Source organism: Streptacidiphilus neutrinimicus (assembly GCF_000787815.1).
Taxonomy (GTDB): domain Bacteria; phylum Actinomycetota; class Actinomycetes; order Streptomycetales; family Streptomycetaceae; genus Streptacidiphilus; species Streptacidiphilus neutrinimicus.
Genome location: NZ_BBPO01000116.1, coordinates 3,290 through 15,911, shown reverse-complemented (window position 1 = coordinate 15,911; position 12,622 = coordinate 3,290). Strand labels below are relative to the sequence as shown.

The 12,622-nt window shown below is 72.1% G+C and carries 18 protein-coding genes; 9 read left to right on the top strand and 9 right to left on the bottom strand.

Translation table 11 applies throughout. The features are described 5' to 3' along the window. A partial coding sequence (locus tag TR48_RS36035; protein ID WP_042374804.1) for a L,D-transpeptidase family protein occupies positions 1-253 on the top strand: 253 nt, incomplete at its 5' end. Positions 254-377: 124 nt separating this feature from the next. Here the strand turns inward: TR48_RS36035 and TR48_RS36030 are convergent. Continuing rightward, positions 378-992, bottom strand: a complete 615-nt coding sequence (locus tag TR48_RS36030; protein ID WP_042374803.1) for a TetR-like C-terminal domain-containing protein — start codon at positions 990-992, stop codon at positions 378-380. A 123-nt stretch (positions 993-1,115) separates the two neighbouring features. Between TR48_RS36030 and TR48_RS36025 the strand changes: the two genes are divergently transcribed. The 6 genes from TR48_RS36025 (at position 1,116) to TR48_RS36000 (ending at position 6,271) form a co-directional block, all read left to right on the top strand. Then, positions 1,116-2,333 (top strand): alpha/beta hydrolase family protein, encoded by a 1,218-nt coding sequence (locus TR48_RS36025; RefSeq protein ID WP_042374802.1) that lies wholly within the window; start codon positions 1,116-1,118, stop codon positions 2,331-2,333. Positions 2,334-2,470: 137 nt separating this feature from the next. Further along, positions 2,471-2,980 carry a hypothetical protein gene (locus tag TR48_RS36020; RefSeq protein WP_042374801.1) on the top strand — a complete coding sequence of 170 codons (510 nt, stop codon included), beginning with the start codon at positions 2,471-2,473 and terminating at the stop codon, positions 2,978-2,980. A 289-nt stretch (positions 2,981-3,269) separates the two neighbouring features. Continuing rightward, a complete protein-coding gene (locus tag TR48_RS36015) occupies positions 3,270-3,686 on the top strand; it encodes a hypothetical protein (RefSeq protein WP_042374800.1) in 417 nt (138 codons plus the stop codon). Between the two features lie 755 nt (positions 3,687-4,441). Next, the gene (locus TR48_RS36010; RefSeq protein ID WP_174501767.1) at positions 4,442-4,864 is read left to right on the top strand and encodes a phage holin family protein; all 423 of its coding nucleotides are present in this window, start codon (positions 4,442-4,444) and stop codon (positions 4,862-4,864) included. After that, the gene (locus tag TR48_RS36005; RefSeq protein WP_042374799.1) at positions 4,861-5,277 is read left to right on the top strand and encodes a DUF3618 domain-containing protein; all 417 of its coding nucleotides are present in this window, start codon (positions 4,861-4,863) and stop codon (positions 5,275-5,277) included. The genes TR48_RS36010 and TR48_RS36005 overlap by 4 nt, the downstream gene beginning before the upstream one ends. Positions 5,278-5,470: 193 nt before the next feature. Further along, positions 5,471-6,271 carry a YhjD/YihY/BrkB family envelope integrity protein gene (locus TR48_RS36000; RefSeq protein ID WP_052443327.1) on the top strand — a complete coding sequence of 267 codons (801 nt, stop codon included), beginning with the start codon at positions 5,471-5,473 and terminating at the stop codon, positions 6,269-6,271. A gap of 103 nt (positions 6,272-6,374) precedes the next feature. Here the strand turns inward: TR48_RS36000 and TR48_RS35995 are convergent, their stop codons facing one another. The 3 genes from TR48_RS35995 to TR48_RS35985 form a co-directional block, all read right to left on the bottom strand. Continuing rightward, positions 6,375-6,893: a general stress protein gene (locus tag TR48_RS35995; protein ID WP_042374798.1), complete on the bottom strand. Its 519-nt coding sequence runs from the start codon at positions 6,891-6,893 to the stop codon at positions 6,375-6,377. A 415-nt stretch (positions 6,894-7,308) separates the two neighbouring features. Then, positions 7,309-7,575: a DUF4235 domain-containing protein gene (locus TR48_RS35990; protein WP_042374797.1), complete on the bottom strand. Its 267-nt coding sequence runs from the start codon at positions 7,573-7,575 to the stop codon at positions 7,309-7,311. Positions 7,576-7,673: 98 nt separating this feature from the next. Then, positions 7,674-7,838: a hypothetical protein gene (locus TR48_RS35985; RefSeq protein WP_042374796.1), complete on the bottom strand. Its 165-nt coding sequence runs from the start codon at positions 7,836-7,838 to the stop codon at positions 7,674-7,676. A gap of 227 nt (positions 7,839-8,065) precedes the next feature. Here TR48_RS35985 and TR48_RS35980 point away from each other — a divergent pair, with 227 nt between their 5' ends. Further along, positions 8,066-8,491 (top strand): ATP-binding protein, encoded by a 426-nt coding sequence (locus TR48_RS35980; protein WP_084730046.1) that lies wholly within the window; start codon positions 8,066-8,068, stop codon positions 8,489-8,491. Between the two features lie 74 nt (positions 8,492-8,565). Here the strand turns inward: TR48_RS35980 and TR48_RS35975 are convergent, their stop codons facing one another. The 5 genes from TR48_RS35975 to TR48_RS35955 all read right to left on the bottom strand — a co-directional run bounded on the left by TR48_RS35975 (position 8,566) and on the right by TR48_RS35955 (position 11,540). Beyond that, positions 8,566-9,618 carry a YihY/virulence factor BrkB family protein gene (locus TR48_RS35975; protein ID WP_084730045.1) on the bottom strand — a complete coding sequence of 351 codons (1,053 nt, stop codon included), beginning with the start codon at positions 9,616-9,618 and terminating at the stop codon, positions 8,566-8,568. Between the two features lie 142 nt (positions 9,619-9,760). Continuing rightward, positions 9,761-10,273 (bottom strand): hypothetical protein, encoded by a 513-nt coding sequence (locus TR48_RS35970; protein ID WP_042374794.1) that lies wholly within the window; start codon positions 10,271-10,273, stop codon positions 9,761-9,763. Then, positions 10,270-10,719, bottom strand: coding sequence for an SRPBCC family protein (locus TR48_RS35965; protein ID WP_042374793.1), 450 nt, complete (start codon positions 10,717-10,719; stop codon positions 10,270-10,272). The genes TR48_RS35970 and TR48_RS35965 overlap by 4 nt, the downstream gene beginning before the upstream one ends. A 180-nt stretch (positions 10,720-10,899) precedes the next feature. Further along, positions 10,900-11,274, bottom strand: a complete 375-nt coding sequence (locus TR48_RS35960; RefSeq protein WP_063771130.1) for an STAS domain-containing protein — start codon at positions 11,272-11,274, stop codon at positions 10,900-10,902. Next, positions 11,274-11,540, bottom strand: a complete 267-nt coding sequence (locus TR48_RS35955) for a hypothetical protein (RefSeq protein ID WP_042374791.1) — start codon at positions 11,538-11,540, stop codon at positions 11,274-11,276. The genes TR48_RS35960 and TR48_RS35955 overlap by 1 nt, the downstream gene beginning before the upstream one ends. 160 nt (positions 11,541-11,700) lie before the next feature. On the opposite strand from TR48_RS35955, the gene TR48_RS35950 reads away from it, so the two are divergent. Then, a complete protein-coding gene (locus tag TR48_RS35950) occupies positions 11,701-12,021 on the top strand; it encodes a helix-turn-helix transcriptional regulator (protein ID WP_042374790.1) in 321 nt (106 codons plus the stop codon). Positions 12,022-12,622 lie beyond the last annotated feature (601 nt).

Here is a 12,622-nt window from a genome sequence, read left to right as displayed (position 1 = left end):
CCCCCCCTCCGACGGCGACAAGCACCCCGGCCACGGCGTCGGCTCGCACGGCTGCGTCCACCTGTCGCTTGCCGACGCGACGTGGTTCTACAACTACGTCCACGTCGGGGACCCGGTCACCATCACCGGCTCACCGCGCGGCAAGGCGCAGGCCGACAACGGCTACGCCTCGTTCGACCTCACCTGGCAGCAGTGGCTCGCCGGCAGTGCGAACGGCCCGGAAACCAGCGCCGCCCCGAGCCTGTCCGACTGACTTCGGACATGTGGCGCGCCCTCAGGGCCCCACGGTCGCCCGCCATCCGCCCGGCGGTGCCGGCAGGCCGGGGGTGCGGCTGTCTGCCGGCGTCCGACGCCGCCCAGCGGTCCGGCCGGCGGTATCAGGCGGTGATGGCGGCGAGGAGCTTGTCGGTGAGGCGGTTGAGGTAGTCGGGGGCGGTGGGGGTGTGCAGGACGGCGAGGCGCCAGTAGAGGGGGCCCGCGAGGAGGTCGAGGGCGAGCTCGAGGTCGGTGTCGGCGGGCAGTTCGCCGCGCTCGACGGCCTGTTCGAGCATGCGGGTGGCTTTGCTGCGGCGGGTGTCGCGGACCGCGGTGAACAGGGCCTGCTGCAGCTCGGGGTTGCGGGCGCTCTCGGCGAGCAGGTCGGGGATGATCTTGGAGGCCAGCGGGTTGCGCAGTGCGTCCGCGACGCCGGTGAGGAATGCGAGGACGTCGCCTCGCAGGGTTCCCGTGTCGGGCGGTACGGGCGCGTCCACGGCGACGGCGGTGGCCAGGGCGACGGTCATGTCGAGCTTGGAGGGCCAGCGGCGGTAGATCGCGGCCTTGCCCGCGCCGGCCCGCTTGGCGACCGTCTCCAGGGAGAGCCGCGCGTAGCCGGCCCCGGCCAGTTCTTCGAAGAAGGCGGCTGCGATCGCCTCGGTGACGGAGTCCTGCAGGACGGGACCCCCCAGGGGGCGGCGCTGGGGCTCGCGGGCTTGTGCGGGTGAGCTGGGCATACCGGAAAACTACCACGAGACGGAACGGTTGCGTCTCGACTAGATGAAGACTACCGTCTTCCAGTAGACGAGACGGGCGCGTTCCGTCTCGCTAAAAGTCGATTTCAGAGTTTGGGGTGCAACATGCGGTTCCTGTTCGAGGACGAGTCGTTCTCCTTCGAGACCCTGCGCGCGGCCGGGTTCGCCAACTACGGTGGCGCGGACCTGGGCGAGGTCGTGGCCACCGCCCGCAACATCGCCGAAGGGGACGAGGACGCCTGGCTGCGCGAGTGGAGCAGCACCGCCGAGCGCGTCCACGCGATCGGCTCCCGCGCCCTGGCCCACGGGCACCGGGTGAGCGCCCGCGAGGCCCTGCTGCGCGCCTCGAGCTACTACCGCACCGCTGAGTTCTACCGCCGCGACGACCCCGCAGGCGACCCCGAGGTCAAGCGTCTGTCCGCCCTCTCCCGCGAGACGTTCGCGACCGCCGCGTCCCTGATGGACACCCCGGTCGAAGCCGTCCGCATCCCGTACGAGGACGGCACCCTGCCCGGCTACCTCTTCCTCGTCGACGACTCGGACACCCCCCGCCCCACCGTCATCTTCACCAGCGGTTTCGACTCCACCCTGGAAGAGGCGTACTTCGTCGTCGGGGCGGCCGCGCTGCGCCGCGGCTACAACGTGCTCGCCTACGACGGCCCCGGCCAGGGGGCAGCGCTGCGCGAACAGCACCTGGTCTTCCGTCCGGACTGGGAGGCCGTGGTCACCCCGGTCGTCGACTACGCGCTGACGCGCCCCCAGATCGACCCCGACCGGCTCGTCCTGATGGGCTACAGCCTCGGCGGCTACCTCACCGCCCGCGCCGCCGCGTTCGAGCACCGCCTCGCCGCACTGGTGCTGGACGACGGCCTGTACGACTACCACGACGCGCACACCCGGATGATGCCGCCGTTCCTTGCCGAGTGGGTCGAGACCGGACAGGACGACCTCGCCAACCCCGTCGCGAGCATGCTCATGAAGGGCAACACCCAACTCCGGTGGGCCCTGCGCAACGGGGTGTGGACATTCGGCGCCACCTCGCCCGCGGACTACATCCGCCGTACGGCCGCGTACACCCTCGAGGGCGTCGCCCAGCTCATCGCCTGCCCCACCCTCATCCTGGACGCCGAAAACGACCAGTTCTTCCGCGGCCAGCCCCACCGCGTCCAGGCCGCCCTGACCTGCCCCCACACCCTGATCACCCTCCCCGAGGCCGAAGGCGCCGGCGAGCACTGCCACATAGGCGCCATGTCCCGCTTCAACCAGATCACCTTCGACTGGATCGACACCACCCTCGCCGCAAAGGCCCACCCCGGCAGCTGAGTGCCCAGGGCCTGGCAAACGCCCGGACACCCGGGTGGGCGCACCGATGCGCCCGCTCCGGTGCCCGGCACACCCGATGACCACCACACACCGGCGCAAAGCCACCCAACGACACCGACGAAAGGGGCTCCCCGCAGATGACCGGCTACGCCACCGGAGGCTGGACCGACATGTTCCTGTGCGCGGGCGGCGCGGCAGCAGCGCTCTGCGGCCTCATCTTCGTCGGCCTCAGCGTCAACATCCGCACCGTCCTGGACATCGAGAAACGCGAAGGCCACAGCTCCATGACGGGCCGCGCCCTCGAAGCCCTCGTCGCGCTGCTCATCGTCTTGCTCATCAGCGTCGTCGCACTGACCCCGGCCATCAACCCGGACGTGCTCGCCGCCTTCGTCCTCCTCAACGCCGCTGCGAGCGCGATCTCGCCCGTCCGCGCCGCCTACACCGGCCGAGGCCGCAGCCCGAACCCAACCGAAGTGATCCTGCGGCGCTTCCTCGCCGCCGCCGTCACCCTCACCCTGCTGACCGCCGGAGCATCCCTCGCCGCCGGCCACGGCGGCGGCCTGTACTGGCTGCCTGCCGCATTCGTCCTCGCCGTCACGATCGCCGCTGTCAACGCCTGGGTGCTCCTGGTCGAGGTCCTGCGCTGAAATCCGAAGACACGGAGTGCCGGGACGCCCGTCAACGGCTACCCTCGCGGATCATTGACCGGCCTGGGCGCGCCCGGCATACGAGCACCACTGCTCAGCCAGTGGGCGGCCGCCCCCTGGCGCCTGCCGCCACCACCAGGCCGATTGCCGACCTGAGCCTTGTCCGGCAGCAGCACTGCCACCCCTGCGAGGCCATCCACTCCCTCCGCGCCGTCGTGGTGTGATGAATGAACGCCGGGCAGGGCGGCGAACCCGGTGAAGCACGACCGGGGCCACTACGGTGAGCGGCATGGACATGCGGGCCGCGATCAAGGACCTGACCGAGGAAGCCGAACGGCAGGTCCGTGACCGGGTGTGGGTACTGACGCCGGGGGACCGTGACCTCGCGTTCCAGGCCGAGGCCGGTCTGCGCGACGCGGTGGGCACATCGAGGGCCCAGGAGGCTCTGCCGGACAAGGACCGGCTGGAGCGTCTGCGGGAGGCACTCGCCGTCTTGGCCATCAACCTGGCCCGCACCCACGGACGCCTGGCCTGGTTCCTGTCCGGCGCCATAGCCGCCCTCGAACCCGTCCTGCACTGGCGCGCCCTGCCCGCCGACGGCGGCCGCACTTTCGGCACCGTCCCGTCGAGCCCCGAGCAGTACACCGAGGCCGAGAACGCCGTGCGCCGCCTTCAGGACAGCCTCGCCCGGATCGCCCTCGACTGATGACGGGCCAGGCCCGGACGTAAGAAGTTGCAGTGGAGGGCCGGAAGCCGGGTCCGGAGTGAGCACGGCCCTTCCGAATCGTTGTGTCGGCGAGTCAGGGAGGGCCGTTGGAGCGCCATTGGAGAGCGCGTTGGTCACGTTAGAGGTGCAGCCGAGGGTTGTCGAAGGCGGTTGACAGCGTTCTCCGTCTGTGTCTAGTTGCTGCCCCTCGTGCGCGATGGTTCGGCCTGCTGGGCGCCGCTCGCCGGGCTTGGAGCGCCTTGCTCCCGATCTCGCCGGAAATCCGGGTGGCTCCAGATCGGGCCGCAGACGTGGTCGACGGGGCTGGCGGAGGCGGTGTTTCGGGAGGGGGGACAGGTTAGGGGCCAGATACCCGGTTGCAGAGGCGCCGGCATGGGCCAGGCCCGCGCTCACCTCCTCGGCCCGGCCCCGCCCGTGCGGCCCGACGCCCTTGAGCCGCACGGGCGCCACCGCGGGGGGCGGCCAGCGACATCGGCCGTCTACCCGTCTGCCCAGGCCGCGCTCCCCGGGCTGGATCCTTGCCGCGCTCGCCCTCTGCCGCGATGCCCTGGCGGTGCCGACGGCCTGGGGACAGCGTTCAGCTCCGCGCCGAAAGGGGCGCGTCGCTCAACGCCGGATGGGCGTGCCAGTGTCGTGGTCTGCCCAGATCGGGGTAGCCGCGTCACCGGGCGGTCCAGTCGTGCGCCGCACCCGTGGATCGAGCCAGGAGACGGGAGGTGTTCGTCGTGTCGACCATGCAGCCGCCGCCTGGCGGCCGTGGTGCCGGGCCGGGCGGCGGCGAGCCGGTGGGCGAGCTGGTGCAGCGGGCCTCGCAGCAGTTGACGGAGCTGGTGCGCGGCGAGATGCGGCTCGCGCAGGCGGAGATGAGGGAGAAGGGCAGGCGCTACGGCAAGGGCGGCGGCCTGTTCGGCGGGGCCGGGGTGGTCGGCTTCTTGATGGCGCAGGCCCTGGTGGCCGCGGCGATCGCCGCGCTGGCGGTGGCGCTGCCGGTGTGGGCCGCGGCGTTGATCGTCGGCGCGGTGCTGGGTGTGATCGCCGCCGTGCTGGCCCTGACCGGGAAGAAGCAGATCGAGCTGGCGGAGCCGCTCGCACCGGAGCGGACGGTCGAGAGCGTGAAGGCCGACGTGGCCGAGATCAAGGAGAGTGCGCAGCGATGACCCAGCCGCCCCACGATGACGAGCCCACCGCCTCCAGCCCCGAGGAGTTGCGCGAGCAGGTCGAGCAGACCCGTCAGGAGCTCGGGCAGACGGTCGAGGCGTTGGCGGGCAAGACGGACGTCAAGGCCCGCGCGCAGGAGAAGGCCGCGGAGGTCAAGGAGCAGGCCGCCGCCAAGGCCGGAGAAGTGAAGGCCAAGGCCGCCCGCACGGCGGTCCAGCTGGAGGAGACGATCCCCGACCCGGTCAAGGACAAGGCTGCCCAGGCAGCGCATCTCCTTCAGGAGAAGACCCCCGACCCCGTGCGGCAGAAGGCGGTCCAGGGTGCGCAGGCGGCCCGGGACCACCGCATCGTGCTGCTGGCCGCGGCCGGTGCGGCCGTCCTGGTCTGGCTGGCCTGCCGCCGAAAGAGCTGAGGGGCGCGAAAGCCTGCTTTCCCGCCCGTAGCGTCCTGCTCGCCGATCGCCACGCAGGGTCGCCACGCAGGGTGGGATCGTCGCCAAGTGGCCGGGGGCAACGGCGTCCCTCTGACCGGTGATGACGTCAAGGTGTCAGCGGTGCAGGGTTCCGCGTCGCACCGGACGGGCAGCACGAGGAAGTAGTTCGCGGTTGACGGCCACCCTGGCAGCGGAGGCGCGGATGGTGACGGCCGTGCGGGCCGCGGCTGCGCGGGCCGGGGAGCTGTGGAGCAGGGGGCGTGAGCTGGAGTTGCTGGAGCGCTCGATGGCGTTCGGGGCGCTGTTCCTGGTGACGTTGATGCCGCTGCTGGTGATCATCGCGGCGGCGGCGGTCACCCGCGGGGCGGGGCTGGCGCAGTGGATCGCCGAGGCGATGGGCCTGTCGGGGCAGGGCTCGGCGGCGGTGCGGGGGCTGTTCGCGACCAGCGGGCGCACGCTCAGCACGACGACGGCGGGCAGCGTCGCCGCGGTCGCGGTGTTCGGGATCTCGTTGATGGGCGCGGTCCAGGGCGCGTTCGAGCGGATGTGGGATCTGCCCCGCGGGCCGTGGAACAGCGCGGCCCGCCAGGCGGTGGCTCTGGCCGGGCTACTCGGCTACCTGCTCGCGGCGGCGTGGAGCGGCCGGCCGGCACGCCACACCTTGTTGCAGCCGGGGTTGCAGGTCACGGTCACCCTGGCGGGAGGCCTGCTGGTGTTCTGGTGGCTGGCCCGGCTCCTGCTGGCCTCCCGGATCCCCTGGCGGTCGCTGTTGCCGGGCGCGATGGCGACGGTGGTGGCGCTGGTGGGACTGAGGTTCTTCTCCGCCTGGGTGCTCGCCCCGCTGCTGGTCGCCAACGCCGTCTCCTACGGCACGATCGGCACCGTCCTGGTCGTGGTGTCCTGGCTGGTGGGCGTGGGCTACTGCATCTACGCGGGCGCCCTGCTCGGCCGTGTCCTGGCCCGCCCCGTATAGGAGCACAGCGGCGCACCGTGACCCGCAGCAGGCCGCTGCGTCCAGGACCGCGCCGGCCGCTGAATCGTCGGCGGCCGGCGCGGCATGCAGCCGCGTACAGGACTCAGGATGCGGTGGTCACGAGGTCGTCGTGGTGGGCGACCCCGGTCGCGACGGTGTGCTCGCGCAGCAACTGCTCGTCCTTGCCGGCGTCAGGTCCCTGGCGCACGACGAGGTAGTGGCCCTCGGTCAGGTGGCGGCTGTACTTGGGCACGTGGCGCTTGGCGATGAAGTGGCCCAGGACCGCGCCCAGGCCGCCGCCCGCGGTGGCTCCCTCGGCGGCGGACACCGCGCCCGCGGCGAGCGGGCCCAGCACGATCAGCGGCCCCACGCCGGGGATGAACAGCAGCGCCGCCCCGGTCAACACGCCGAACAGGCCGCCCACCCACGCCCCGGTCTTCGCTCCCGTCTTGGCGACGTCGCCGGTGGTCACGAAGCCGTGCACCTGGGTCTCACTGTGCAGGTCCTGGCCCACGATCGAGACCTGCCCCGCGGGGACGCCCTGGTCCAGCAGCGCCTTCACCGCGTTCTCCGCGTCCTGCACCGACTCGTACACACCCACCACCGCACCGGTCGCGCTCATGCTCTGTCCTTCCGCGTTCCGAATCGTGGCGGCGCTGCCGCCGGCCCAATGGTGCGTCTATCCCCGCCCGGCGCGGCTCATGTGCGCGGTCCGCCGAGGAGAGCAACGTGAAAGAGGTGCGGCAGCCGGGGCCCGCAGATGCTCTCGGCGCAGGGTGGCGTCCTGCGGCGCAGGGCGGTGACGGCATCTCAGCGGGATGAGACGGCGGTCGTGGCGGCATCGGGAAGCCGTTGGGGGTTGCCGTGCGCTCGCTCGGATGTTTCAGCGGGTGCGGCGGTGGCGTCCTGCGGCTGCGCCGCGTGCCGCGGTCAATGCGGCGGCCAGGACCAGCGGAAGCCAGGGAGCAGGATCAAAGGCGGCGGTCAGCGGGCTCTGCGTTTCTACCTGTGCAGGTGGCAGCTCGGTTCGGTGCCGGTCATGCGGGCCAGGTGCCGGTGAGGCGTTTGACGGTGGTGGCGCCGGCGCGGTCGACGGCGGCTTTGGCCAGGGCGAACACGGCACCCTGCAACGCGGCGGCGGCCAGGATCTCGGTCCAGGAGTGGTCCGGTTCGGTCGCCTTGGGCGGCTGCGCCTCGCCGGAGGCCGCGCGCCAAAGGCGCCGGGTCACCGTGCCCGCGGCGGCGCCGGCCGCGGCGCTGAGCAGCAGCCCGAAGGGTTTGTAGGCCAGCTTCACGCCATCCACGATTCGTTCCTCTTTCCGCGTCCGGGATAGGCGCGGGGCGGATGCCGCACCGGTGTCGGCCCTCGCCCCGTGTCCGTGAGAGTGCGTCGCTGGGGTCGCTACCAGCGGTACCAGCGCCCGCGGGATTCTCCTGCGCCGCGGAAGAAGAACCCGGCCACCCACAGCACCAGCACGACCAGCGCGACCCACCAAAGGATGTGCACGGCGAACCCGACGCCGCCCAGGATCAGGGCGAGCAGCAGCACCAACAGCAAGGGACCCATGACGTATCCCACCTCCTTGAGGCCGCGTGTTCCCCCTAACCGGCCGGGCATGCGGGCGGGGCGCGGGCCGGGGTAATCCGTTCAGAGACCGAGCCGGGCGCGTTGACCGCCTCGGCAGATGGCCGATCGGGGCCCCGCGTGAGCGGGCAGGCTGGAGTGGAAGTCCCGACGGTGGGTAGTCGCCGGGCGACGGTGGTGGACATCCTGGGCCCGAGGGGAGGACCGGCGTGCGAAGCGGACGCAACAGCGGAAGTCAGCAGCGCTTGCTGACCTTCCCGCCCTATAGCGAGGATCCGGTCGCCCTCGGGCTGGACTTCACCCGCAGCACCCTGGCCGAATGGCACCTGCTCGCCCCCTCCAGGCGGTCTCCGGACCTCGCCGACGACGTCCTGCTGGTGGCCGCGGAACTCCTGGCCAACGCATTCACCCACGGGCAGGGGCCGTGTGAGCTGTTTTTGGAACTTCGTCCCGGGCGTCTGCGAATCGAGGTCAGCGACCGCAATCCGTGGCCGCCGATTCGCCAAGAGCCACGCGCCGATCGACCGGGCGGTCACGGTCTGGCCGTCGTCGAGCACCTGGCCACCGGCTGGGGCACCGGCACCACGGACGACGGCAAAACGGTATGGGCCGACCTCGCCACCGATCCCACGTGAGACCGCCGTGCCGCGCCCTGGCGGTCTTCCTTGGCACCGGCGACGGACGGAGTCGACCTGCGACCGCTCGCACCCTACGGGGCGTCGCGGTGGTCGGGCTTTTCGTCGTCGGGCCAGGTGCGGGTGTCGTGGGGCGGTACGTAGGGTTCCTCGCCGCGGGGCAGGCCCCCTTCGGCGGCGCGTTCGCGGGCGAGTTCCGCGTCGAACTCCAGCCCGAGGAGGATGGCGAGGTTGGACAGCCACAGCCACACCAGGAACACGATCACGCCGGCCAGGGCGCCGTAGGTGCGGTTGTAGGAGCCGAAGTTCGCCACGTACGCGGAGAAGCCGCCGGAGAGCAACAGCCACAGCAGCACCGCGAGCCCACTGCCGGGGGAGACCCAGCGAAAGCCGCGACCGCGCACATTCGGGGCCGCCCAGTACAACAGGGCGATCATGAGCGACACCAGCACGACGAGCACCGGCCACTTCACGATCGACCACACCGTCACCACCGTGTGCCCGAGCCCCAGGAGGTCCCCGGCGCGCTGCGCGAGCGGACCGGTGAACACCACGATCACCGCGCTCGCGGTCAGCAGCGCCAGCATCAGCGCCGTCAGGCCGATCCGCAGCGGCAGGGTCTTCCACACCGGGCGGCCCTCGCGGATGTCGTAGACCGCGTTGCCCGCCCGGATGAACGCCGCGATGTATCCGGACGCCGACCACAGCGCGCCGGCCAGTGCGACCACGGCCACCACGCCGCCGGTGCGGCGGCTGGCCTGCAACTGCGTGACGGCTGTGCGCAGGATCTCGCGGACCGACCCCGGGGCGAGCTTTTCCACGTTGTCCAGGACCTCGTGGGTGGCCGAGGGGCCGACCAGGGCCAGGACGGACACCAGTACCAGCAGCGCCGGGAACAGGGCCAGCACGCCGTAGTACGTGAGCGCCGCGGCCCGGTCGGTCAGCTCGTCGTCCATGAACTCCCGGCCGGTGCCCTTCAGCACCGCGACCCAGCCCCGGCGCGGGACCTCGGTCGGCTCGTCCGGGCCGGCCTCACCGGCCCGCTCCGCGGCCCGGACCTCCCGGCCCTCGGCGACCTGGCCCTCGGCCTTGCGGTCCTCGGGGTGGTGTTTCTGAAACAGGCCCATGGCCCGCGCGTTCCCCGGCCCGCCTTGATCACGCACGGCCGGTCCGTGCCCGCCACTGGACGGGGCGGCGGAGATCCGCGCGGCGGGGTCCACCGCCGCGAGGGCGCCTTCAGCCCCGGTGGAGGCGTCGGTTCCGGGCGCGTCACTTCGGCGGGCGGGGAAGGCCGGCGAGGTCTGCGGCGAGGTGCTGGTGCAGCCGCTCCAGTACCGTTACTTGCCTGCGGGCGCGGGACTGGAGAGTTTCCAGATCGGTGCGGCCCACGAGGCGCGGGCCGGCCGCGGCGAGGGCCTGCCAGACCTGGAGCTTGCCCTGGACCCCGGCCAGCATGGCCTCGCACTCGATCAGCGGAGCCAGCGGCGAGCGCCGCAGCAGACGCCCGTTCGGCTTGAGGCGCCCGATGTACTCCGCGGCCATTCCCGCCACCGCATACCGGCGGGCGGCGCGCACGCCCAGCTCGGCCATGATGGCGAGCAGCGCTTCGCGGTCTTCTGCGATCTCGTGTGCGACCTGCCGCACGTCCGGCCTGGCGGACTCGTCGACGCTGTCCGCCAGTCGCCGGGCGAGTCGGACGCCCGCACTCGCGCCGGTCAGATGATCGTTGAGGTAGATCGACCACCAGCGGCGCGGTGGCGCGGGGAGGGGCTGCGCGGTCACAGGTGGCCGCGGTAGCCGCCGGTCTCGAAGCCGCGTTCTTCGATGAAGTGCTTGAAGCGCTTGAGGTCGCCCTTGACCTGCCGGTCCAGCATGCCCGTCATGTCGGCGGCCTTCTCGGTGATGCCCTCGGGCTGGAAGTCCATGGCGAGCATGACCCGGGTGTGCGTGGCGTCGATCGGCTGGAAGGACACCGTGCCGGTCTGCTTCACGTCGCCGCTGGTGGTGCGCCAGGTGACGTGGTCGTCCGGGACCTGGTCGACGATCTCGGTGTCGAACTCACGGGTGGCGCCGGCGACCTTCGTCCTCCAGTGGTTGTGCCGGTCGTCGATCTGCGTGATCTCCTCGACGCCGTCCATGAACTGCGGGAAGTCCTCGAACTGCGTCCACTGGTTGTACGCGGTGGTGACCGGTACGTCCACGTCGATCGACTCCTGGACCTTGCTCATCACTGTCCTCGCTCTCTTGTGGCTTCTTCGGCTCCTGCCCGCTTCCGCGCAGGGCATGAGGGCCTGCGACCGGCCGCCCTTCGTGCCACGCTCCGGCACCCCCGGGCGCCCGGCCATACGGGCGGACCATCCGGTGGATCCTCAGCCAGCCGAAAGGGGACAGCGCCCGTCCAGGAACGGTCAGGAAGCCGGCGGCACGGGGCTGAGGCTCATGAGGGCGGTGGTCAGGTCGTCGTGCCGGGGGAACAGCCGGTCGGCGCCGGTGATCTCCAACACCCGGGCGGCCGGAGCACCGACGCCGCACAGGTGCACGGGCACGCCGGCGGGTTCGGCGCGCAGGCGCAAGGAGAGCAGCGCGTTCAGCGTGGCGGAGGAGAAGAACGTCACCTGGGCGAGGTCGACCACCACGGCGTGGAAGCGGGCCAGGGGGAGGTCCATCGCGGCGAACGCCTCGTGGGCGTCCGCGTCCAGATCCCCGGCCAGATGGAACACCAGCACGTCGTCGACCATGCCCGGCCGGCACGACGGCGGGACCCTGGAGAACTCACCGCCCATCAGGCCGCCGCCCCCTCGCCCGCCGGGACGACGGCCGCCGGCGCCGTCGGGGAAGCCGGCAGGCCGCGGGCCGCGACGGCGTCCTGAAGGGTGCACCACAGGTCGAACGCCCGCTCCCGCTCGAAGACCAGGCACGGGTCCGTGCGATGTTGCTCGGCGAGGGTGAGGTAGGCGTCGACGCCGGCGATCGCCTGCGACAGCCCGCGCGGCACAGGGCCGGCCTGCTCCAGCAACGCCACCAGCGCATTCAGGTCGTTCCGGGTCATCGCCCACCACCGCCTTCGCCTCAACGCCGGGACTCCGCGGCCGAAAGCCCGCGGCAAGGTGCCGCCCCACAAGAATCCCCCTCCACTCCGTACACGTCAACCGTGACACGACACTGCTGTCGTGCTTGAAGTGTCGTGATATCCCCGGCAAGCTTGGGGGATGAGCCAGGACCTCGACCCGCGCCCCTCCCAGTGGACGTTCCTGACCAACCACGCCCGCGTCCTGGTCCAGATCGCCCGCGACCCCGGCCTGCGCGTGCGCGACATCGCGGCCCGCTGCCTGCTCACCGAACGCGCCGTGCAGCGGATCATCGCCGACCTCGAACACGCCGGCTACCTCACCCACACCCGCACCGGCCGCACCAACCTCTACCGCATCCGCTCCGGCGCCCCACTGCGCCACCCCGCCGACGCCGGCCCCACCGTCGACGACCTCCTCGCCGCCCTCAACCGGCACGCCCCCGACGCCACCGCCGACTGACGCCCACGAGGCACCAGCTCTTCAGACCCTCGGAGGTGCCGAAGCGCGAGAGACGGTGTGCGTGACAGCGGGTGCCGTGGGGCAGCTACTGGTTTCCCCCAGGGCCAGCCGGATCTGCCAGACCTCCAGGCCGGTCGCGCGCTCCAGCTGGGCCATCGCGAGCCAGCCCCCGCGACGCCGAAGCGCCCGCCGGATCGCGGCCGCCCACACCTGCGGCGCCACTCCCGCGTCGTCCACCGGGTAAGAGCCCGGCGCAGCCGAGACGTCGTGGGCCAGCGCAGCGGTGCCGCAGCGCCCGCACAGGGGCCCCGCGGCCCGGGCACGCCATCGGGGGAACCGCCTGGCCGGCTTCCGTAGCAGGTCCACGACCTGCTCGATCCACACAGTCGCCACCCCCGGGCAACGAACCGTTCCATCCACGGGCACCGGCCGTCCACCGCACCCTCACGCCGCCACCACAGCCCCGCCACGGGCCGGCACCACGACTGCGCTCGTGCGAGCCCGTCGGCGCGCCGCCCACCAGCCCCACCCTCACACCCCTGCCACGGCCTAGGCTTCCCCCACCCGGCGGCGACCCCACCCCGACGTCCCGCCCGGTGAA

Excerpts from the sequence above, each read along its gene's own strand:
- TR48_RS36030 (WP_042374803.1), bottom strand. The coding sequence starts at position 992 with ATGCCCAGCTCACCCGCACAAGCCCGCGAGCCCCAGCGCCGCCCCCTG.
- TR48_RS36025 (WP_042374802.1), top strand. The coding sequence starts at position 1,116 with ATGCGGTTCCTGTTCGAGGACGAGTCGTTCTCCTTCGAGACCCTGCGC.
- TR48_RS36020 (WP_042374801.1), top strand. The coding sequence starts at position 2,471 with ATGACCGGCTACGCCACCGGAGGCTGGACCGACATGTTCCTGTGCGCG.
- TR48_RS36015 (WP_042374800.1), top strand. The coding sequence starts at position 3,270 with ATGGACATGCGGGCCGCGATCAAGGACCTGACCGAGGAAGCCGAACGG.
- TR48_RS36010 (WP_174501767.1), top strand. The coding sequence starts at position 4,442 with ATGCAGCCGCCGCCTGGCGGCCGTGGTGCCGGGCCGGGCGGCGGCGAG.
- TR48_RS36005 (WP_042374799.1), top strand. The coding sequence starts at position 4,861 with ATGACCCAGCCGCCCCACGATGACGAGCCCACCGCCTCCAGCCCCGAG.
- TR48_RS35995 (WP_042374798.1), bottom strand. The coding sequence starts at position 6,893 with ATGAGCGCGACCGGTGCGGTGGTGGGTGTGTACGAGTCGGTGCAGGAC.
- TR48_RS35985 (WP_042374796.1), bottom strand. The coding sequence starts at position 7,838 with ATGGGTCCCTTGCTGTTGGTGCTGCTGCTCGCCCTGATCCTGGGCGGC.
- TR48_RS35975 (WP_084730045.1), bottom strand. The coding sequence starts at position 9,618 with ATGGGCCTGTTTCAGAAACACCACCCCGAGGACCGCAAGGCCGAGGGC.
- TR48_RS35965 (WP_042374793.1), bottom strand. The coding sequence starts at position 10,719 with ATGAGCAAGGTCCAGGAGTCGATCGACGTGGACGTACCGGTCACCACC.
- TR48_RS35960 (WP_063771130.1), bottom strand. The coding sequence starts at position 11,274 with ATGGGCGGTGAGTTCTCCAGGGTCCCGCCGTCGTGCCGGCCGGGCATG.
- TR48_RS35955 (WP_042374791.1), bottom strand. The coding sequence starts at position 11,540 with ATGACCCGGAACGACCTGAATGCGCTGGTGGCGTTGCTGGAGCAGGCC.
- TR48_RS35950 (WP_042374790.1), top strand. The coding sequence starts at position 11,701 with ATGAGCCAGGACCTCGACCCGCGCCCCTCCCAGTGGACGTTCCTGACC.